Here is a 19,757-nt window from a genome sequence, read left to right as displayed (position 1 = left end):
CCATGAGTTCAGATATGCAGGTCTTCAAACTGCCCGACCTCGGCGAAGGACTCACCGAAGCCGAACTGGTGAACTGGCTCGTCGCCGTCGGTGACGAGATCGTGGTCGACCAGCCCATCGCCGAGGTTGAAACCGCCAAGTCCATGGTTGAGGTGCCCTCGCCCTACGCCGGTACCGTCGCCGAGCTGCACGGGGAAGCCGGCCAAACGCTCGACGTCGGCAAGCCGCTGATCTCGATCGCCCGTGCTGGTGCGGGGTCGGGTTCGCCCGCTGCCGCGGCTCCTGCTGCCCTGTCCTCCGGGATCGAGGCGTCGCCCGCCGTGGATGCCGCAGCTGAGACGTACCGGACCGAGGAAAAGGCCGGCTCCGGGAATGTACTGATCGGCTACGGCACGCCCGGGGGAGCGACCGGCGGCCGGACGCGCCCGCGCAAGGCGAGTGTCGCCGTCGTCGACCGGGCAGCCGAGCGTGTGGCTGAGCCGGCTGCAGTAGCTGAACCGGTTCTTGAGCCGGCTGTGGCCGGGACGCGCATCCCGGGCAAACTCAGTGCCGTCATCTCTCCGCTGGTACGGAAGATGGCGCGGGATCACGGTGTTTCGCTTGACGCGATTGAGGGTTCGGGCGCGAGCGGGCTGATCATGCGCAGGGACGTTGAAGCTGCGATTTCTGCGCCGGAGGCTCCGGTTGCTGCTGCGCCTATTGCTGAGGCTCCTGCTGTTGCTTCTGCTGCTGCGGGGGCCGTTGATGGCCGCACTGGTTTGGCTGTGTCTGCCCGGACGCCTGTCCGTGGAGTCCGCAAGGCAGTGGCTGCGAACATGACGAAGAGCCGCTCGGAGATCCCCGAAGCCACGGTATGGGTGGATGTGGACGCAACAGCGCTCCTGGAGATGCGGGCCGAGCTCAAGAAGCGCGCTCCGCACGACACTCCTGGCCTGTTGGCCTTCATCGCTCGTTTTGTCACGGCTGGGTTAAAAAAATACCCGGCCCTGAACACGCGCTTTGAAACCGCAGCCGACGGCTCCCAGGAAATCGTGGGCTTCGATGGAATCAACCTCGGTTTCGCCGCCCAGACCGACCGCGGACTCGTGGTCCCGTCGGTGCGCAACGCCCACGGGATGAGCGCCCGCGAACTCGACGCAGAGATCCGGCGACTCACCGCCGTCGCACGCGACGGAAAGGCGACCCCTACGGAACTGGGCTCCGGCACCTTCACACTGAACAACTACGGTGTGTTCGGCGTGGACGGCTCGGCCGCGATCATCAACTATCCGGAAGTTGCGATGCTCGGCGTCGGCCGCATCATCGACAAGCCCTGGGTGGTCAACGGAGAGCTGGCCGTCCGCAAGGTCACCGAACTGACCCTGGCCTTCGACCACCGCGTGTGCGACGGCGAAACCGCCGCAGGCTTCCTGCGCTACGTGGCCGACGCGATCGAGAACCCAGGCGGCGCGCTCGCAGACATGTAACCCCTCGACGCTCGCTCACGTCCCGCGCCCTTGGGCCGGACGCTTGTTCACGTTTCGCGCCCTTGGGCCGGACGCTTGTTCACGTCCCGCGCCCTTGGGCCGGACGCTTGCTCACGTCCCGCGCCCTTGGGCCGGACGCTTGCTCACGTCCCGCGCCCTTGGGCCGGACGCTCGCTCACGTCCCGCGCCCTTGGGCGGGACGCTTGCTCACTGTCCAAGGGCTATGGGACGTTGGAGAATCTCTTGATTTACCGTAGGCGCCGAACCCGGCCACTCGCCGTATCGCACCACGAGATCGGCCCCCATCGCCGGGCACTGTGCATCCGGCGAGCAACGCTGCGCAGAGCAACATGACGGCCATGCCCGCTCCTGGGTGTTGACCCCTCATTTGCCGGGCGGATCAATGTCGGCGCGCTCGGCGATCACGATGTCCTTAACATCGGTGACGTCTGAGGGCTCCGGCGCTGGGGCGAACAATGACACGGGAAGCATGGCATCGGCGCAGTCCAAAGCCGGGACGCTCGCTGAGGATTCCACCCGCATGGTGCCGTCAGCCAGCCGTTCCATCCGGTACTCGACGCCGTGGCCCTTCAGCTCGGAAGGCACTTCTCCCTTTTCCGAAGACCACGCAGTTGCTCTGCACCCCCTGACAGCTGCCCGGTTCGGGTCGCCCCGGAAGTCGGGCGTCACAGAGAGGGGCAAGAACGGCGTTGGCCCGGGAAGGATGTCCGGGCGCCGTCTCTGTTTCACGTCGTCGAATGCCGGTCTCGCTGCACGGCTCCGCATATCCCTGCCGGCCGTTCGGACGAGCTCAGGTATCGAGAAATCGTTGATGTTGCGGGCCACGGCCTCTGCTTCGAGGAAGTCCCTTGTGGCCTGTACCCACGGGTCGGACTCCAACGGTCCTGTGGGAGCAGCCCCCTGCCATTCGACGGTCGGGTACGGCGGCGCCGGCCGCTTTTCAACCCTGCATCCTGCCAGCCCGCCGGCCGTAACTGCGGTGAGCACAACGATTGCCGTAGCCGAAAGCAGACGGCGATGCCGCCGTCGTGAATTTGTATTGCGCATGTCTTCCCCCAAAGTGCCCAAGGTTCCCGGGCACCTTCCACCCTAGGCGGACCGGGCCGATGCTGCGATGGGCACCCCAGCCCATGCGTGTCGTCAGCGCGCTGAGCGGAGCGACGGCGGAAGCGACGGCGGGGACGCGGGCCAGGTGCCGTATCGCTCGTCAAGGTCCTGGTTGGCGAGCTCCAGCGAGGATCCGCCACCGTATTGCTCCGAATTGATCCTCAAGGACACCAGTAGTGTCTTTGTTTTCTCCGGCGTCTGCCCCGGCCCATCAAAGTTCAGGCGCACAAACTGTCCCCGATCCACCTCGTCCTGGGAGGCCAGTTGTCCCAGCGAGTAGTCAAGAAGCGCGGCCGGATCGCCGGCGAAGGCGTCCGTTACGGACAGCGTCGCGTTGACGTAGGCCGTCGTACCGTTCCGCGCACGGTCCGCTTGGAACGTCGCGCCGGGGATTTCCGACACGGCTGCTTCAGCTGCCGCCATTGGGCGCGACGGTGCGGCGGGTGTGGTGCAACCGCTCAGCAGAACACCAACGACGGCGGCTGCGGCACCTTTGCGGAGGGTGCTAATGATCCGCATCGTTTGTTTCCTGGTCATCGTCGCGCAGGGAGTGGACCATGCTTCGCAGGATCCTGAGCGCTGTTGATTGGTCCTCTTGTGTCATGCCGGCGAGCATCCTGAGCTCAACCTCCCTGACCGCCGTGGTCGCCTTCTCCAGCTTTCGCCGGCCGAGGGGGGTGAGCTGCGTAGGCAGGACTTTTCCAACCCGGGCTTCGGCCGGTCGCGTTACGTGACCGTCCCGCTCCAGTGCTTGGAGTAGGACATTCATGGATTGCCGTGTCACGAACGCCCCACGGGCCAGTTCGGAGTTCGACAAACCGGGGCGCTGCGCAAGAAGCTCCAGGCACGAGTAGTGGGTCACGGTCATCCCGAGCGGCCTAAGTGCTGCCTCCATGGCGACGCGGAGGGCGCTCGAGGCTTCCTTCAGCAGATAGCCCAGTGACGTGGTGAGGTCGATCCCGCGTTGACTCATGTCAGTATTCTGACATACATTGATGCGTGTCAGATAACTGACATAGAACTAAGGAGTTCCACCATGCCTGTCACCGGCCCCGACTTCATCTCCCTCCAAGTCCGTGATCTCGACGCCTCGCGGGCGTTCTATGAGAACTACCTCGGCCTCATCCGCTCGCAGGCCGGCCCGCCCCACGCCGTCGTCTTCGAAACCAGGCCCATAGCCTTCGCGCTGAGGAGCATCGTCCCGGGCACTGATTTGGAATCCGTCGACCAACCCGGCATCGGCGCCGCTATCTGGTTGCACGCCACCGATGTCCAGGAAATCCACGACGCCCTGGCACGTGACGGCCACCCAATCGTCACGGCTCCGATCGACGGACCGTTCGGTCGCACCGTCACCTTTGCCGACCCCGACGGATACCACGTCACGCTTCACGACCGGACCTAGGCAAAGAATGCGGGTGAGCTGTGGTGGTTCGCTCACCCGCAAATAAGAGACGTTGATCACTCTTCCGCATCTCGACATCACAAAACACGGCCTGAAAACACGAACTTGCTGAGGGACCCCCTGCGCTGAATGCGCGGGCCGCCGTCCTTTGTTCTCGTTTAGTTCAAGTTGAAGGAAATAATGCTGAAACGTCTCGCCGCGGGTTTGGCCGCGTCAACTCTGTTGGTTGCGGGGGTATTTGCTGCGCAGTTAGGCATGCCAACTCCCGCAACCGCAGTGGCACCCCCAACTGCAAGCACCTCCTTTGAGGCTCCACCTTGCCCGGGTACCACCGCACATGTGACCGACCCGTCCACCACCGTCGAGGGAGTCAGCCTCGCCAACTACAACCGCGGGCTCGTCGTTCCCCTGTACACCGCCAACGGTGTCGCTCCTAGCGGCGGCGATGCCACTGTTCCTCTGTGCGGCGTGCGGTACGCAACCGAAGCTGAAGGTGGACCCGCAAACGGCGGTCCAGTGAGCGCCTGGATGTACTGCACGGACCCGGAACTGCATTCGTGCATCGATGGCCGTCCGCTTCATGACGACGTTGACAAGAATTCTGGCATGACCGACTTCCAACGTCGCGCCTTCGCCTACATTGTTCAGAACGGGTTCCAGTACACCAGCGGAACCGAAAGCGTATTCGTCACCTCTGATACGGACTCCGAGTCGCGCTACCGGGTTCAGCAGCTGGCCTGGTGCGTCGCGGATTACAACAACTTGCGGGAATACGCTCAGTCCATCTGCGACGAGAGCAAATTGGGCCCGAACGATATCGAGAAGACACTCGACTTCCTGGCTGTGCCGTACGTTCCCGAGCTGAGCATTTCGCCGGCAACCCAAGGTCCGCTTTCGGTTGGGGACCAGGCAAAAGTAACGCTGAAAACCAACGTTGCAGGTACTCCCATCAACCTCTCGGCCTCCACGGGAAACGTAACCCTGTGCCCGGATGAAACAGACGCCACGCTGCGAGGCAACCTCCTGACTGTGGACACACAGCCCGTCGTTGGCGATTCCGTTGACGTCGATCTCTGTGTCACGGTTGACCAGCCCGGCACCCTGAAGCTGTCCGCCTCCGTGGTTCCGGCTACCGATGACAGCCTCAACTGGTTCCACAACGGCGACACTGACTGCCAGGTTTTCGCGGTCTTCAACCACGTTGACTCCAAGGTCATCAACGCATCGGCCACCGTCACTGTGGACGAGATCCCGGTAACGCCGACGCCGACTCCGACTCCGTCGCCTTCGGAGACGAAGCCGGTTGAGACGCCGACCCCGACTCCGTCGCCTTCGGAGACGAAGCCGGTTGAGACGCCGACCCCGACTCCGTCGCCTTCGGAGACGAAGCCGGTTGAGACGCCGACGCCGACCCCGTCGCCTTCGGAGACGAAGCCGGTTGAGACGCCGACGCCGACCCCGACGCCTTCGGAGACGAAGCCGGTTGAGACGCCGACGCCGACCCCGTCGCCTTCGGAGACGAAGCCGGTTGAGACGCCGACCCCGTCGCCTTCGGAGACGAAGCCGGTTGAGACGCCTCCGGCGACGTCGACCCCCTCGGCGACGACCCCGCCGTCGTCAACTCCCTCGGAGACGACTCCGGCCGTGGCACCGAGTGAGGACAGCTGCGAGGAAATCCCGGGCGTCGCAGGTAATGGAACCTCGAATTCGGGTGTTTGCGCGGACAGGTCCGTGAACGAGGGCTCGGATGAGAACCTGGCCTCCACTGGTGCCCAGGCGACTCCCTACGTAGCGATCGCTGCGGTTCTTGTCCTCTTCGGGCTGGTCCTGATGTTGGTCACCCGCAGGAAGGCAGCTTCCCGTCACAGCTAATCGTCACTAGCGGTAGGCACCAGCCCATTACGGCATCCCGTCGGATGCTGTAGTGGGCTGGTCCTGCTTTATCCGGCACCGTTCCCGTCACAAATGTGACGGTGTGCACGGAGAGTCGAGAGTCAGCTTACAATTTCCTGGGGGTCAGCTGGTGGTCTCCAGTTGCCCGCGATCAGCCGTTCAAGGCTGCCGCGATTTCCCTAGGATGCCCAGTGAATAATCCCCGACTCCGTTCTCTAAGAACCATTGGCTTAGCCATGACCACGCTTCTGATCACCGGAGGACTGGCCGTCCAGCCAGCCGCTGCTGACCAGATCAACATCATTCCGAGCACCCCCAAGGTCCTCAAGGCCGCTGCAGAGACCCCCACTGACCAGTTCATCGTGGGTATTCGCGACAGCGCGGCCCAGGCTGCTGCGGTGAAGGCCGAGAACGCGGCGGACAAAGCAGCCACCAAGCTGGGGGTGCAGGCCAAGAGCTCCCGCGAAAATGCCACCGGGGGTCACGTCATCAAGCTCGATGAGGCACTTTCGGCAACGGAAGCCCAGGCTTTCGTGGAAACCCTTCGCGCGGATCCCAATGTGGCCTACGCAGAGGCTGACGACATCATGCGTCCCACCTCGCACTCACAGGACTACGGCTACTTGGAGCAGTGGAACCTGTGGGACAACCTGTCCGGCGTCCGCACCCCGGGTGCCTGGGACTACAACCACGGCGAAGGCGTAGTTGTTGCCGTGGTGGACACTGGCATCACCAACCACCCTGAACTCAACGCCAATGTGTTGCCCGGTTACGACATGATTTCCAGCGCTGCCGATGCGCGGGATGGCAACGGCCGCGATCCCGACCCCACGGACCAGGGCGACTGGGTGCCGGCGGAAGAGTGTGAATCCGGCAGCCCCGCCGAGAACTCCTCATGGCACGGAACCCATGTGGCCGGAATCGTGGCGGCCCTTGGAAACAACAGCATCGGTATCTCCGGCGTTGCGCCGGGTGCCAGGATTCTCCCCGTCCGGGCGCTTGGCGTCTGTGGCGGCTACAGCTCCGATATCGCCGATTCGATCATTTGGGCTGCAGGTGGCGTAGTGGCTGATGCTCCCGTGAACCCCAACCCGGCCAAGGTCATTAACCTCAGCCTGGGCGGCATCAAAGAGTGCTCCACCACGTACCAGAATGCCATCAACTTTGCGTACAACGCCGGAGCCGTGGTTGTTGCCTCGGCAGGTAACTCCAACCGCCCTGCGGCTGATGCCAGCCCTGCCAACTGCCAGAACGTCATCGCCGTAGCTGCCAGCGACAAAGCCGGAGCCCGGGCCGTGTACTCCAACTACGGTCCCACCGTGGACGTCACGGCACCCGGTGGCGACATGTCGGTTGACGTGAGCCGCGGGATTTTGTCCACCCTGAACTACGGAACCACCACGCCCGGCGAGCCCGCTTTCGCCTGGATGGAGGGAACGTCCATGGCCGCTCCCCACGTGGCGGGCGTTGCAGCTCTTCTTATGTCCGCCGAGGGCAGCACCGTCACTCCTGCACAGGTGGAGCAGCAGCTCAAAGAGTCGGCCAGGCCGCTGCCGGGTGGCTGCTCGGCCGGATGCGGCGCGGGCCTGGTGGATGCCACCGCGGCATTGAAGAAGTTCGGTGGCACCGCCCCCGCTGCAGCACTGAACAAGAAGCTCACCGACTTCAACGGAGACGGCACCAGCGACGTCATTGCCCGCGACGGCAGCGGTGCCCTGTGGCTTTACCGGGGCAACGGCTACGGGGGCTGGAAGGGCGGCCGCACCCAGATCGGTGTGGGCTGGAACGGCATGACCTCCATCGAGGCACCGGGCGACTTCAACGGCGACGGCTACGCAGATGTCATTGCCCGCGACGGCAACGGCGTGCTGTGGCTTTACCCGGGCAACGGTTGGGGCGGCCTGCTGGGCGCCCGTCAGATCGGTGCCGGCTGGAACGTGATGACCTCCATCAAGGCATCAGGTGACTTCAACGGCGACGCAACTGCTGACATCATTGCCCGCGACGGCAACGGCGTGCTCTGGCTTTACCCGGGCAACGGCACCGGCGGCTGGCTGCAGCCTCGCCAGATCGGCGCCGGCTGGAACATCATGACGGCCATCGACGGCGTAGGTGACTTCAACGGCGACGGCAAAGCAGACATCATTGCCCGCAACGGGTCCGGAGCACTCCTGCTCTACCCGGGGAACGGCACGGGCGGGTGGCTGGCCACCAGTCAAATCGGCTCCGGCTGGAACATCTTCAACGCCATTGAGGCGCCCGGTGATTTCGACGGCGACGGCAAGGTGGACGTCCTTGGGCGCAACACAGCCGGAGATCTGCTGCTCTACACCGGCGATGGCTCCGGATGGTGGCTGCGCTTCGGCCAGGTCGGCGCCGGCTGGAACGTCATGACCGCCATTCTCTAAATCCCCGCACCGGCGGCCGGTTCATTCCGCTCCCTCCCAGCTTTCCGTGGGTAGAGTAGAGGCCTGAACATCGCCGGATTGCAGTGGATACGGAGAACGCATTGTCAGCTTGGCTGGAACTTGGACCGGACAACTACGTCTTGGAAACCGAGGGATCGTTACTCAACACCGGGCTGGTGGTGGGCTCTGAGCTCGCCATGGTCATCGACACCGGCTGCGGCCCGCGCCAAGGCCGGGAGATCCTTGCTGCGGTTCGTGAAAAGACCCAGCTGCCGCTGGTGGTGGTGAACACCCATGCGCACTACGACCACTTCTTCGGTAACGCCGTTTTCGCTGACGACGGCGTTACCGAGTTTTGGGCGCACGCCAACTGTGCGGCCACCATCGAACGCGACGCCGACAACCAGCGACGCTTCGTGGCCACCAACGAACCCGAGATGGCAGCGGGGGAGGGCGACGCCGTCGAAATTGTTGTCCCGAACGCGCTGGTCCACGACCAGCCTGTGCTGGTGGACCTCGGCGGGATCACCGCCACGCTGTTTTACCTGGGCCGGGCCCACACGGACGGCGACCTGCTGGTAGGAACCAGCTCCACCCTGTACGTGGGTGACCTGGTGGAACAGGGCGCGCACCCGTCGTTCGAGGACTCCTATCCCGAAGAGTGGGCGGATGCGCTGCGGCACATCTCGGCGCTGAGGCACCGTTACGAATTCCTGGTCCCGGGCCACGGAAAACATGTCAGTGACGAGTTCGTCAAGACAATGGCAGACACCATGGGCACGGCGGTGCGCCAGGCAACCCAGTCCATCCGCGACATGCCCTCAGACGCCACGAAGGCCATTCCAGTGCTGCCTTACGGCCCGGAACAATCGCGCTGGTTCATCAAGCGGCTGCAGGAAACCAACGCCCAAGGACGCACCTCGCTGGGCACGGCAGACTTTGGTCCCGGGAAAACAGGCTCCTACCCGTCATAAACAAGGTTCCTTACAAATTTCTCATCTTCTTTACTCCTGACTATGGACTATTCCAATAGTCCTTCCTAGGATGAAGGCGACCAATGGTTCGCGACTACCTGGGGGTGTCGAGATGAGGGGTTCGCGCGTTTTTCCGCGTGCTGCCAGCATTCTCCGCTCCGTCATGGTCGCGGGTGCCGGTACCGCAATCTGGATGGCGCTCTCAGCCACCGCTGCAAATGCGGACGCGGGTCCTGCCGAAAAGAACCTCTTGGAGAGCACGACCTCATCGAGCTCCATCAGCATTCCGCTTCCCGACGTAGCCCTGCCGGCCGCCGTCAAGGGCTTGCTGCCGGCCGATCACCTCAACGTCCCCGTACCTGCCGTCACGCCCGTGATGCAGCACGCGGGCGGCACAGTGGATCAGGCAATAAGCGCCGTGCCGGTGGTCAACCAGGTCCTCCCAGGGGACGCCGCGGGAACAGTCGTGAACACAGTGCTCGTTCCGGCTACAGATACCGTGGACCGCACGGTTGACGTCGTTGTCCCGCCGGTGAACTCAGCCCTGGAACCCGTGCGCCTGGAACCTGTGACCGATGTGCTCAACCCCGTGGTGCAGCCGGTGGTGGGCGTGGTCGATGCAGTTCTGCCACCCCTCGATTCCGTGGTTCCACCGGTGACCCTTCCACCCGTAGTTGTGCCTCCGGTTGCCGTCCCTGCGGAGGAGGTCCCGGCTGCACCCGTTACCAGTGGGTCAATACCTCCGGCCGGACTGGACGCCGGCACCTCGCCGGGGACCGACGTCGTAATTCCAGCTGACCCGGCCACAAGTGCCCCGGCTGAACAAAGCCAACTTTCGGAACCGTCCGCGGCTGCGGGGACCGCACTCGATGCATCTCCATGGGTGATGTCCACCCGTAGCTTCGGCCCCACGGGAATCACCGCGGTGCTTGGCGCCTCGTCGTCGTCCGCTGATCCGGCAACGCAACCCGGTCTGCCGGGTGACCGCGACACGGTCCCATCAGGCCTCGCCGGCGGCGGTTCCGCCGGGTCTTCCAACGGTCCGCCAAACCCGGCGGCAGCGTTCCTCGCCGCCGCCCTGATCATCCCTGCCGACACACTTCCTGGCCTCGCAACGGCCAGCGACAAACAACATCCCAAGCCGGTTTCATTCGATCCCGGCTCCTCTCCTGACTAGGTCCCCAGCCTTGCTGCACCGACTTTCGCGGCAGACGGCACTACAGACGATCCGTCATCGGACGTCTCCGGGAACAAGACCTTCAGGAGAAAAAGACCATGAACACGACCATTCGCAAGTGCCTGGTCGGCACCTGCTTTGCCGGGGGCATGATTGTCCTCAGCGCCACCGCAGCCAACGCCGCGGATACCACCAGCGGCAAAGACGGACTTCTGTCCGGCACGCAAGTGGTGGCGCCAGTAACCGCGCCCATCAACCTCGGCGCAACCTCTTTGGGCCTGGTGGGGGACTCGGCAGCAACCAGTTCTGCCACACCTGCTGCAACTTCGGGTTCAGCACCCGCAGCCACCACCAACGGTTCCAACGGCATCGGATCCGGGACGCAAGTCGTAGCCCCGGTAACGGTGCCCGTAAACCTGGGCTCGTCGTCAGTGGGTCTGCTGGGGGGCTCCACTGCGGCGAGCTCAGCCACACCTGCCGCCCCGGCCGGGGCAACAAGTTCGACGCCGGCAGCAACCACCGGCGGCGCCGACGGTATCGCCTCGGGAACCCAGGTTGTCGCACCGGTGACGGTTCCCATCACGGTGGGGTCGACGTCGGCCGGCGTACTCGGTGACTCGGCAGCAACTTCAGGATCAGCAGCTCCTGCACAGGCCCAAGCGCCCGCGCAGGCAACAACGTCGGGGGGAGAGGGTATCGCGTCCGGCGCTCAGGTAGTGGCTCCGATTTCGGTCCCTGTTAACATCGGAGCCACTGCCGTGGGTGTGGCTGGGGATTCTGCGGCTACGTCCAGCGGTGGAGGTTCAGCTGCTTCTCATGCCGGCACCGGTTCGGGTGCTTCGACGTCCGGGTCCGAGGGTATTGGTTCGGGGACGCAGGTTGTTGCTCCGATTACGGCTCCGATCAGCCTCGGTGCTACCTCGGCCGGGCTGTTGGGTGATTCCTCGGCCACGTCCGGTTCCAACGGCTCCACGGGTGGTTCGGCTCCTGCCGCTTCGGGTGCTTCGACGTCGGGGTCCGAGGGCGTTGGTTCGGGGACTCAGGTTGTTGCTCCGATTACGGTTCCGGTGAGCGTTGGTTCAACCTCTGCTGGTGTGCTGGGTGATTCGTCAGCCACGTCCAACGGCTCCACCGGCAGCACGACCGGCACCACGCCGGGTGCCAGCACCTCAGGATCCGACGGAATCCTTGCAGGTACGCAGGTGATCGTTCCAATCACCGCTCCCGTAACCATTGGCTCGACTTCGGTAGGCATCGGTGGCGGTTCTGCCGGTAACGTAACACCTCCGATTGTCACCCCGCCGGTCGTCACCCCGCCGGTCGTCACCCCGCCGGTCGTCACCCCGCCGGTCGTTACCCCGCCGGCCGAGTCCCCGATCACCGGAAGCCCCTCGACGGGCGGAGAACCTGGCGTTGACGAGCCCGTTGCCGGCGCCGTGACCGGAAGCGTCACTGGCGGAAGTATCGTGACCGCAGGCAGCGTCCACTCGGCTGTTGGCACCAAAGGCTCGGTGACCGCGGCAGCTTCCACCGCCGTCGGAAATGCCAAAACCCTGGCCGCTACGGGACTGGACGGCAGCTTCGCACTCTGGGCAGGAGCGTTGCTCGTGATGGGCCTGGTCCTGACCGCCCTTGGTCGTCGGAAGGCAGCAGCCATCCGCAGCTAGGGCCGAGTGGTAATTCCGCTTCGCATGTAGTTGTTGCGGCTCCGGTCTTCGGAGCCGCAACAACTGCGCGCCGCACCCAAGGCAGGGTGCGCGGTCAGTGAGGCTCTTGACGAGTTCTAGGATGAAAGGGATGACCACCACCCAAGCAGACAAGAACTTCAGCCTTCGCAGCATTGCGCTTCCGGCCTTCGGGCCCGCTCTGCTGTTCTGTATAGGCGAGGGGGCGGTCCTGCCGGTCATTGCGCTCTCGGCCCGGGAGCTGGGCGCTTCGGTGGCTGTGTCGGCGTTGATCGTGACGCTCATTGGGCTCGGCTCGTGGATCTTCAACATTCCGGCGTCGATCATCACCGAGAAGTTTGGTGAACGATGGTCCATCGTTGGCGCCGGTGCCTTGGGAGCCATGGCCTTGGGCGCTGCGGCTTTTGCCCCGCAGGTGGAGCACGGACTCTGGTTGCTCGCGGCGTCCATGACGTTGGTGGGCATGTCCGCGAGCGTCTTCAACCTTGCCCGGCAGAAGTACCTCACCGAGGCCGTGCCGGTCATCTTCCGGGCCCGGGCGCTGTCCACTCTGGGCGGTGTCACCAGGATCGGCATCTTCATTGGACCGTTCATTGGTGCCGGCGTGATGCAGTTCGCGGGCATCAGTGGTGCGTACTGGGTTGGGTTCGCGGGAATGATGGCGGCGGCTGCCTTGTCGCTCACCATCCCGGATTTGGTCGCCCCCGACACATCCGACGGCGGTCCGCGCCCTCCGGCGTCGACGCTGCGGAGCGTAGCGGTGTCGCACGCGGGGGTGTTCCTGAGCGTGGGTTTCGGCATCCTGCTGCTGAGCGCACTGCGGGCTTCGCGCCAGGTAGTCATCCCACTGTGGGCCGACCATCTGGGCCTCGACGCCACCCATGCTTCACTGCTGTTCGGCTTGTCCGGAGCGATCGACATGCTGGTCTTCTACCCGGCGGGGAAGCTCATGGACAGGAAGGGCCGGCAATGGGTAGCGATACCGTCCACGGTGATCATGGGGTCGGCACTGATCCTGATCCCGTTCACGGCTGGTTTTGTCCCGTTGCTCCTGGTCGCACTGCTGATCGGCTTCGGCAATGGCATCAGTTCCGGATTGATCATGACGCTGGGCGCAGACTTCTCGCCGGACAACGGGCGGAGCCATTTCCTGGGAATCTGGCGTTTCATCGCGGACTCCGGCGCCACCGGGGGACCCGTGCTGTTATCGGGGCTGACTGCTGCGGTCTCGCTCTCGGCCGGCATCTGGGCCACAGGAATACTGGGTTTCGCAGCGGCAGCGGTGTTCGCCGTCGCAATTCCGCGGCTGAAGCACCGCCGCAACTACTGAGGCGCGAGCCTTCGCTACCAACTTTTATCGCATCCTCGCCTCAAAACAACCCCATTAGGTTGTTTCGGCGCCGATCCCGCCCCAAAGTAGGTCAGGAAGCCACGCGTCCCGCAAGCGGACGCTTCCACGCCCGGTCCGGAACCTTGCCCGTCACCAATGCCACAGCGATCACCAGCAGCACCAGCCCCCACGTCGCGTTCGCTGTGTCGAGGGCCGTCCGCATCACCACAAAGGGCGGAATGACAGCCAGAACAGTGGCAGTGATGATCCGCCACACCGCCGGCCTCGACGCACCCGGGGCCAGGGCAGTGCTTGCAAGTTCCAGCCGGACCAGCGGCATGGAGGCCAGCAGCACCAGGGCCCACGCTGCCACATAGAAGAGAGGACGGCTGAGCCACCAATCCAAGCCCGCAGGCTCAGGGAACGGAAGCCGCAGCAGCAATGCGATCCCGAACATGGCAATGATCAACGGCAGGTGCCACAGGTAGATGGTCATGGCCCGGCTGCCCACAACGAACATCACTTTCTGCACCCAGCCACGATGCACGCAGCGCTGCAGGGCCGGGTACGCAGCCTTGACCAGCAGCACATGCGCCAGGCCAACAAGGATCAGCGGAAACATCGGCGGGTTCTGGTTGGTCAGCATGTCCACGGGATACGGGCCCGAGTGAGTGAGCAGAACCATCGCCGCGTAGCAACCGACCGCAGCCAGAACCAGCTGCCAGCGCGCAAAGCGGTCGAAGAACCCGTCGGCGTAGAAGAAGCCAAGCTGTTGCAGCAGTCCCCAAACGAACACCATGTTCAGCAGCCCGATCGGGTTGGAGTCGAAACCCCAGGGATTGTGCTCCAGGCCCAGGCGGAGGACATCGACGACGACGGCGCCCGCGGCCAACGCGGCGATGGTCCGGTAGGGCGCGGCTTCGTGGAGCTTGGCCATGGTGGGGACCATGGCCTGGCAGATCAGGTAGGCGGCAAGGAACCACAGCTGTACTCCTGCTCCTGCGGCGATCACGGTGAGCAGATCGCCCGGGACGCCGGCCGCCGTCGCAATCCAGAGCGCAATGGCGAGGAACGCGTACAACGCAACCGTAGGACGAACCAGGCGCAGCACACGGTTCCTTAGGTAGTCGCCGGCATCGCCTCCCTTGCGGCGCAGGCTCCGCCACGAGGTCAAGGAGGCGAAACCGCCGACGATGAAGAAGAGCGGCATGACCTGGCCGAACCATGTGCCTTGAGCAAACCAGCTCAGGGAAGTCAGCGGATTGCCGACGCCGATGCCGGATTCGTCCACGCTGATGCCCATCATGAGCAGGTGCACGGCCACCACGGCGAACATGCAGGCAACCCGGATGAAGTCGACCACCAGGTCGCGTGAGGCAGGGGCGGCCGGATTGAGACCGCGAGGGCCGTGCTTAAGAGTGGAAGACATGGGAGCTCCTGGAGTTAACCGCTGTTTGTCCATCGAATGGAGTAACTCTAGCGCATGCGATCACATCCGTCGACGTCATTCGCGGAAACGTTCCGTCTTGCCGGGTCAGGATTGCCGCTGCCGGGCGTAGCCTTGATGAGAGGGCCCGGCCAATTTCCCGAGTTTGAGGCAGTGCATTGAGGGTCCCGCCACATCCCACCAATCAAGAATGGCAGCGCTGATCACTATGCACATCAGGGAATTTTGGAATCAGCTTTCTTCCGAAACGCAGCAATGGCTCATCAACAATCCCGGCAGTGTCATCGTGCCGCGGACAGTCACGGCAATCATCAAGGGGCAGACGGGTGAGGACGGTGCCGTAGACGGACACGGGGGCACGGTGCTTACGGATGAGGACCGCGCCTTCATCCGGGAACAGGCCCACCGGACCCGCAGCGAAGCTGTCGAGGGCTGAGCCGTTCGGTGGGCGGGCGCCATCGGTGGGTTTTAAGCCTTACGGGGGGCTTTAGGCCTTAAGGGGGTCAGGCCTTGCGGGCCGCCAAGCCGAACAGCCATGTACCGCCGAGCGCTGAAAGATATCCGGCGATCACAATGAAGGCCGTGCCCGCCCAGAAGTAGTCGATGGTGCTGTCGGTGCTGAGTCCGGGCATCACCTGCAGCAATGAATAGGCGGCCACCATCACGGCGGCCAGCAATGCGGCGACGGTGAGCCAGACCCAGATCCGGGAGGCGGCCCAATGCTCCCCGTAGCCCTTCCACACGTTCCATGTGCTTCCTGTCCGCAGGACCAGCCATCCCGCCGGCAGCATTACTGCGCCCACCACCAGGAACGCGGCGATGACGTCGGCGGGGCGGTGCCATTGATTGATGAGGGTGGAGACTCCGGTAGCCACCGCGAAGGTGCTTCCGAGGAAACCAGCCAGTGGACGCCAGCGTGGGGACACCATGAGGAAGACGGCTGCCGCGGCGGAGGCGGCCAGGGTGGTGTGCCCTGACGGGAGCGAGTTCAGTTCCAGTGTCTGCACGCCGCGGTCGGGCCGGTCGGGGATGAAGAATTTGAGGATTTGGGTGGCCAGGTTGGCGGCGACGCATGCAGCCACGGCGATCCCCGCGGCCTTCCAGCGGCGGCGCGCCACCGTTACGAAGAGCACCATGATGGTGGCTATTGCCAGCGAGAGCATGGGGAGCATGTCCAGGAATTCCGTGGAGGCACGGCCGGCGGTTCCGCTGAGGGCTGTCGCTTCGACCAGTGCCGACTCGTCGATGAACTGTCCAGGCGTGGTGCGCACAAAGAAGTAGTACGTCGCGACGAGGCCCACGATGCTTGCGGCCGTGGCCAGGCAGAAGAGGAAGCCTGTGCCTGCGCCTGCGTCGCGTGCTGGAAGCGGCCGTTTGCTCGACCTCCCGCTGGTGCGGAATTGCTGGGAACTCATTCTGACTAGACTGCCACAATTCGCTGGGCGCCTCATGTGAGCTCCTCCCGCGCGTTGCGGGGTTAGTGAGACACAAGCAACATTCCTGTGACACTTGACACGTGTTAGGCGCTCGTCATACGCTTCCTAACACGTGTTAGGGAAGGAAATCTACATGTCGGGAACCAATGGGGCTTTGCGCGAATTCACACGTAGAAGTGCCCTCACAGCCCTCGGCGCCGGGATCGTTGGAGTCACTGCGGCATCGTGGCCGCGCCTGACCGGGGCCGATATCCCAGGCCGGGGCGACAACAGCCTCAGCATCGCCATCATGGGCACCGCCGCAGACGCCGCAGCCCGCCAGAAGGTCATCGACGCCTTCGCGAAGGTCCACCCGGAAATCAAGGTCAAGGTCCAGGCCATCCAGGCAGTGGACTGGAAGGACTTCTTCACCAAGATCCTCACCATGGTGGCAGCAGGCACTCCGCCGGACGTCGTCTACGTCGCAACCGAAGGCGCCCAGCTGTTCGCCGAGAAGTTGGCACACCCGCTTGACGAGTACCTTCGCCGGGACGCCGACCACATGAAGGAGTACTTCGCGGACGTCCACCCCAGCCTGGTGGAAGCGTTCATGTACAAAGGCAGCCTGTTCCAGCTTCCCATCGACTGGAACGCCGCCAACATGTACTACAACACCACCGCGCTCCGGCAGGCCGGGCTGGACAGGCCGGCCGACGACTGGACCCACACCGACTTCCGGGCCACCCTCGCGGCCATGAAGAAGGCCAACCCCAAGGACTTCACACCGTACTACTGGACCAACCGCCTGTTCGGCGGCGTGGTCCCGTGGCTCTACGCCAACGACACCAGCTTCCTCAAGGAAACCAAATCCGCGGGCGGCGAATGGCTGTGGGACGGCTTCTACGCCAACGACCCCTCACGCGGCCTCCGCTCCGGCGGCTACCAATGGCTGGAACCCAACGCCGACGATCCCCGGGTCTTCGAATCCTTCGACTACCTCCGTGGACTGGTCAAGGACGGCCTTGGCGTCCGGCCCGAGGAAGGCGGCGGAAGCGCACTGATCGGCCTCTTCGCCTCCAACAGGATAGGTACGACGCCGGCAGGCGGCTATTGGGTCCAAGGCCTCCATGAAGCGGGGATGACAGAGGACGAATTCGATGTCCAGTTCTTCCCGAAATGGCGGACACAGCGGCACCAGTTCGGCACGGCAGGCTACGCGATCATGAAGACCGCCAAGGACAAGGACGCAGCCTGGGAATGGGTGAAGTTCAGCTCCAGCCTGGAGGCCATGCGGATCGTGTTCCCCACACCGAACACCACCCCCGCCCGCCGCTCCATGGTCAATGAGCAGCTCTATGCAGGAACCGGTCCACGGAACTGGAAGGTCTTCTACGACACCTTGGACAAGTTCCCCACCACAGGTCCCATTCCGGCGCCACCCCAGCAGGCCGCCGTCGAGACCGCCCTGATGAAAAACGTAAGCCTGGCTGTCAGCGGCGACGAGCGCCAACTCAAGGACGCTCTCAACTCCATGCAGCGCGACCTTGAACTGGCCCTGAGGAGGCAGCCATGAGTACCGCAACCAGTACCTCCACGGGGACGGGAAGTGAGCCGGGCCGCCGGCAAGCGGCCCGTAAGAACGCACAGGAGACCAAGCGCGGCCGCGTGCAGCAGCGCTGGCTGCCGTGGGCATTCCTGGCCCCGACCATCGCGGGCATGGGCATCTTCACCCTGCTCCCGATCGTCGCTTCGATCGCGCTGGCCTTCTTCCGCTGGGACATCATCTCCGCGCCGACGTTCGTTGGCTTCGACAACTTCGCCGAGGTAGTCCAGGACCCCACCGTCCGGGTCTCGTTCCTGAACACCATCGTGTTCGTGGTGGTGGCGGTGGCGCTCCAGCTGGGACTGGCGCTCGGCCTGGCGATCATGGTGCAGGAGAAGCTCCCGGCCTGGCTGCGGGTCTTCTTCCGCTCTGCATTCTTCTTCCCGCTGATCCTGTCCGCGGCCTCGGTGTCGATCTTCATGCGCTACCTCTTCAACGAGCAGTTCGGCGTCGTGAACTGGTTGCTGTCCATCGTCGGCATCCCCGCGGTGCCTTGGCTGACGACGCCAGGCGGGTCGGCCGCCGTCGTGATCCTTGTGTACGTGTGGCAGAACTTCGGGTTCTCGTTCCTGCTGTTCATCGGCGGGCTGGCTTCCATTCCCGTGGAGACGTACGAGGCCGCCTCCATTGACGGCGCGACGGGCTGGCGCAAGCACTGGTTCGTCACCCTGCCGCTGCTGAGCCCCACCACCCTGGTGGCCTCGGTCATGGCCATCATCAACGCACTCCAAGTGTTCGACCAGCCCTACGTCCTCACCCGCGGCGGGCCCGGCGACTCAACGCGCACAGCCGTGATGGTGATCTTCGAGTCCGCGTTCCAACGCCTCGAGTTCGGCCAGGCTTCGGCGATCGGCGTGATCCTCACGCTCATCATCATGGCCATCACCGCCGCGCAGTTCCGGCTCAGCAAACGATTCGTCTTCTACCAGTAAGGCCCGCCATGACAACCATTCAAGAACGTGTCACCACCACGGAGCCTGTCGTCACGCGGAAGAAGCGCGATTGGTCAGTGGCCGTCCGCGTCGTCGTCTTGCTGATCGCGTCCGTCTTTGTCCTGGGCCCCGTGCTGTGGACGCTGTCCACCTCGCTGCGGCCGCCGTCGGAGTCCTTCAAGCTGCCGCCCGCATTCCTGCCGCTGAACCCGGACCTGACCTCCTACGAGCAAGTGTTCAAACAGCTCAACATCGTGGCCCTGGTGGTGAACAGTGCCCTGGTGACCGGGCTGATCGCCGTCGGGCAGATGATCACAGCCGCCCTGGCAGGCTACGCGTTCGCACACCTGAAATTCCGGGGACGCGGCGCGCTCTTCTCCATCGTGCTGGCAACCATGATGGTGCCCGCGCAGGTGACGATCGTGCCGGTCTTCATGCTGATCCGTGGAGTAGGTCTCTCCGACACCTTGCTGGCGCTGATTATTCCGGCCATCCCGACGGCGTTCGGCACCTTCCTGATGCGCCAATACTTCATGGGGTTGCCGGGTGAGCTCGCTGAAGCGGCTGCCATCGACGGAGCCTCGCCATGGCGGACCTTCCGCTCTGTCTACGCGCCGCTGGCCATGCCCGGCCTGGCGATCGTGGGCATCCTGGCGTTCAACTTCCACTGGAACGAGTTCTTCCGGCCCCTCATCATGACCATCTCCGAGCAGAACTTCACCCTGCCGCTAGGACTGGTGTCGCTCCAAGGCAACCTCGGCACCGGAAGCATTTCGGTGGTCCTTGCCGGTGTTGTCCTCTCCATGATTCCCGCGCTGGTGGTGTTCATGTTCGGCCAGCGCGCGCTGCAGGACGGGCTCACCGCAGGCACGGGCAAGTAGTTTCCCACTCACT

17 protein-coding genes are annotated in these 19,757 nt (G+C 64.1%); 12 read left to right on the top strand and 5 right to left on the bottom strand.

Annotation, left to right across the window (positions count from 1 at the left end; genetic code table 11):
* The first annotated feature begins 2 nt into the window (after positions 1 to 2).
* Positions 3 to 1,466, top strand: coding sequence for a dihydrolipoamide acetyltransferase family protein (locus PYR64_RS14480; RefSeq protein ID WP_275775897.1), 1,464 nt, complete (start codon positions 3 to 5; stop codon positions 1,464 to 1,466).
* A gap of 384 nt (positions 1,467 to 1,850) precedes the next feature.
* Here PYR64_RS14480 and PYR64_RS14475 read toward each other — a convergent pair whose 3' ends face one another.
* From PYR64_RS14475 to PYR64_RS14465, 3 genes are all read right to left on the bottom strand, one after another.
* A complete protein-coding gene (locus PYR64_RS14475; protein ID WP_275775895.1) occupies positions 1,851 to 2,534 on the bottom strand; it encodes a hypothetical protein in 684 nt (227 codons plus the stop codon).
* A 93-nt stretch (positions 2,535 to 2,627) separates the two neighbouring features.
* Positions 2,628 to 3,113: a hypothetical protein gene (locus PYR64_RS14470; protein WP_275775893.1), complete on the bottom strand. Its 486-nt coding sequence runs from the start codon at positions 3,111 to 3,113 to the stop codon at positions 2,628 to 2,630.
* Positions 3,100 to 3,567 (bottom strand): MarR family transcriptional regulator, encoded by a 468-nt coding sequence (locus tag PYR64_RS14465; protein ID WP_064721510.1) that lies wholly within the window; start codon positions 3,565 to 3,567, stop codon positions 3,100 to 3,102. Before PYR64_RS14465 ends, PYR64_RS14470 begins: the two co-directional genes overlap by 14 nt.
* 63 nt (positions 3,568 to 3,630) lie before the next feature.
* On the opposite strand from PYR64_RS14465, the gene PYR64_RS14460 reads away from it, so the two are divergent.
* The 7 genes from PYR64_RS14460 (at position 3,631) to PYR64_RS14430 (ending at position 13,466) form a co-directional block, all read left to right on the top strand.
* Positions 3,631 to 3,999 (top strand): VOC family protein, encoded by a 369-nt coding sequence (locus PYR64_RS14460; protein WP_018776863.1) that lies wholly within the window; start codon positions 3,631 to 3,633, stop codon positions 3,997 to 3,999.
* Between the two features lie 339 nt (positions 4,000 to 4,338).
* The gene (locus tag PYR64_RS14455; protein WP_275775890.1) at positions 4,339 to 5,871 is read left to right on the top strand and encodes a hypothetical protein; all 1,533 of its coding nucleotides are present in this window, start codon (positions 4,339 to 4,341) and stop codon (positions 5,869 to 5,871) included.
* A gap of 257 nt (positions 5,872 to 6,128) precedes the next feature.
* Positions 6,129 to 8,300, top strand: a complete 2,172-nt coding sequence (locus PYR64_RS14450) for a S8 family serine peptidase (protein ID WP_275775888.1) — start codon at positions 6,129 to 6,131, stop codon at positions 8,298 to 8,300.
* Between the two features lie 101 nt (positions 8,301 to 8,401).
* Positions 8,402 to 9,274: an MBL fold metallo-hydrolase gene (locus tag PYR64_RS14445; RefSeq protein ID WP_227453550.1), complete on the top strand. Its 873-nt coding sequence runs from the start codon at positions 8,402 to 8,404 to the stop codon at positions 9,272 to 9,274.
* A gap of 112 nt (positions 9,275 to 9,386) precedes the next feature.
* Entirely contained in the window at positions 9,387 to 10,451 is a 1,065-nt protein-coding gene (locus tag PYR64_RS14440) for a hypothetical protein (protein ID WP_275775886.1), read from the top strand.
* Between the two features lie 98 nt (positions 10,452 to 10,549).
* Positions 10,550 to 12,118, top strand: a complete 1,569-nt coding sequence (locus tag PYR64_RS14435) for a cell wall anchor protein (RefSeq protein ID WP_275775884.1) — start codon at positions 10,550 to 10,552, stop codon at positions 12,116 to 12,118.
* A 130-nt stretch (positions 12,119 to 12,248) separates the two neighbouring features.
* On the top strand, positions 12,249 to 13,466 hold the full coding sequence (locus PYR64_RS14430) for an MFS transporter (protein WP_018776857.1): 1,218 nt from the start codon (positions 12,249 to 12,251) through the stop codon (positions 13,464 to 13,466).
* 91 nt (positions 13,467 to 13,557) lie between these two features.
* On the opposite strand, the gene PYR64_RS14425 is transcribed toward PYR64_RS14430, so the two are convergent.
* A complete protein-coding gene (locus PYR64_RS14425; protein ID WP_275775882.1) occupies positions 13,558 to 14,895 on the bottom strand; it encodes an acyltransferase in 1,338 nt (445 codons plus the stop codon).
* Positions 14,896 to 15,103: 208 nt separating this feature from the next.
* Here PYR64_RS14425 and PYR64_RS14420 point away from each other — a divergent pair, with 208 nt between their 5' ends.
* On the top strand, positions 15,104 to 15,349 hold the full coding sequence (locus tag PYR64_RS14420) for a hypothetical protein (RefSeq protein ID WP_018776855.1): 246 nt from the start codon (positions 15,104 to 15,106) through the stop codon (positions 15,347 to 15,349).
* Between the two features lie 67 nt (positions 15,350 to 15,416).
* Here the strand turns inward: PYR64_RS14420 and PYR64_RS14415 are convergent, their stop codons facing one another.
* Complete coding sequence (locus tag PYR64_RS14415; RefSeq protein ID WP_275775879.1) at positions 15,417 to 16,328, bottom strand: phosphatase PAP2 family protein; 912 nt, start codon at positions 16,326 to 16,328, stop codon at positions 15,417 to 15,419.
* Positions 16,329 to 16,482: 154 nt separating this feature from the next.
* On the opposite strand from PYR64_RS14415, the gene PYR64_RS14410 reads away from it, so the two are divergent.
* From PYR64_RS14410 to PYR64_RS14400, 3 genes are read left to right on the top strand one after another with little or no spacing between them, the layout of a single operon-like run.
* Positions 16,483 to 17,901 (top strand): sugar ABC transporter substrate-binding protein, encoded by a 1,419-nt coding sequence (locus PYR64_RS14410; protein WP_018776853.1) that lies wholly within the window; start codon positions 16,483 to 16,485, stop codon positions 17,899 to 17,901.
* Positions 17,898 to 18,863, top strand: a complete 966-nt coding sequence (locus PYR64_RS14405) for a sugar ABC transporter permease (RefSeq protein WP_018776852.1) — start codon at positions 17,898 to 17,900, stop codon at positions 18,861 to 18,863. Before PYR64_RS14410 ends, PYR64_RS14405 begins: the two co-directional genes overlap by 4 nt.
* Positions 18,864 to 18,871: 8 nt before the next feature.
* A complete protein-coding gene (locus PYR64_RS14400; protein WP_018776851.1) occupies positions 18,872 to 19,744 on the top strand; it encodes a carbohydrate ABC transporter permease in 873 nt (290 codons plus the stop codon).
* The last annotated feature ends 13 nt before the right edge of the window (positions 19,745 to 19,757 follow it).

The sequence above is a fragment of the Paenarthrobacter sp. Y-19 genome (assembly GCF_029223985.1).
Lineage (GTDB): Bacteria > Actinomycetota > Actinomycetes > Actinomycetales > Micrococcaceae > Arthrobacter > Arthrobacter nicotinovorans.
The sequence above is the reverse complement of the archived record's forward strand: the minus strand, read 5'-3'. Positions and strand labels throughout refer to the sequence as shown.

Excerpts from the sequence above, each read along its gene's own strand:
- PYR64_RS14480 (WP_275775897.1), top strand. The coding sequence starts at position 3 with ATGAGTTCAGATATGCAGGTCTTCAAACTGCCCGACCTCGGCGAAGGA.
- PYR64_RS14475 (WP_275775895.1), bottom strand. The coding sequence starts at position 2,534 with ATGCGCAATACAAATTCACGACGGCGGCATCGCCGTCTGCTTTCGGCT.
- PYR64_RS14470 (WP_275775893.1), bottom strand. The coding sequence starts at position 3,113 with ATGCGGATCATTAGCACCCTCCGCAAAGGTGCCGCAGCCGCCGTCGTT.
- PYR64_RS14465 (WP_064721510.1), bottom strand. The coding sequence starts at position 3,567 with ATGAGTCAACGCGGGATCGACCTCACCACGTCACTGGGCTATCTGCTG.
- PYR64_RS14460 (WP_018776863.1), top strand. The coding sequence starts at position 3,631 with ATGCCTGTCACCGGCCCCGACTTCATCTCCCTCCAAGTCCGTGATCTC.
- PYR64_RS14450 (WP_275775888.1), top strand. The coding sequence starts at position 6,129 with ATGACCACGCTTCTGATCACCGGAGGACTGGCCGTCCAGCCAGCCGCT.
- PYR64_RS14440 (WP_275775886.1), top strand. The coding sequence starts at position 9,387 with ATGAGGGGTTCGCGCGTTTTTCCGCGTGCTGCCAGCATTCTCCGCTCC.
- PYR64_RS14435 (WP_275775884.1), top strand. The coding sequence starts at position 10,550 with ATGAACACGACCATTCGCAAGTGCCTGGTCGGCACCTGCTTTGCCGGG.
- PYR64_RS14430 (WP_018776857.1), top strand. The coding sequence starts at position 12,249 with ATGACCACCACCCAAGCAGACAAGAACTTCAGCCTTCGCAGCATTGCG.
- PYR64_RS14425 (WP_275775882.1), bottom strand. The coding sequence starts at position 14,895 with ATGTCTTCCACTCTTAAGCACGGCCCTCGCGGTCTCAATCCGGCCGCC.
- PYR64_RS14420 (WP_018776855.1), top strand. The coding sequence starts at position 15,104 with ATGGCAGCGCTGATCACTATGCACATCAGGGAATTTTGGAATCAGCTT.
- PYR64_RS14415 (WP_275775879.1), bottom strand. The coding sequence starts at position 16,328 with ATGAGTTCCCAGCAATTCCGCACCAGCGGGAGGTCGAGCAAACGGCCG.
- PYR64_RS14410 (WP_018776853.1), top strand. The coding sequence starts at position 16,483 with ATGTCGGGAACCAATGGGGCTTTGCGCGAATTCACACGTAGAAGTGCC.
- PYR64_RS14405 (WP_018776852.1), top strand. The coding sequence starts at position 17,898 with ATGAGTACCGCAACCAGTACCTCCACGGGGACGGGAAGTGAGCCGGGC.
- PYR64_RS14400 (WP_018776851.1), top strand. The coding sequence starts at position 18,872 with ATGACAACCATTCAAGAACGTGTCACCACCACGGAGCCTGTCGTCACG.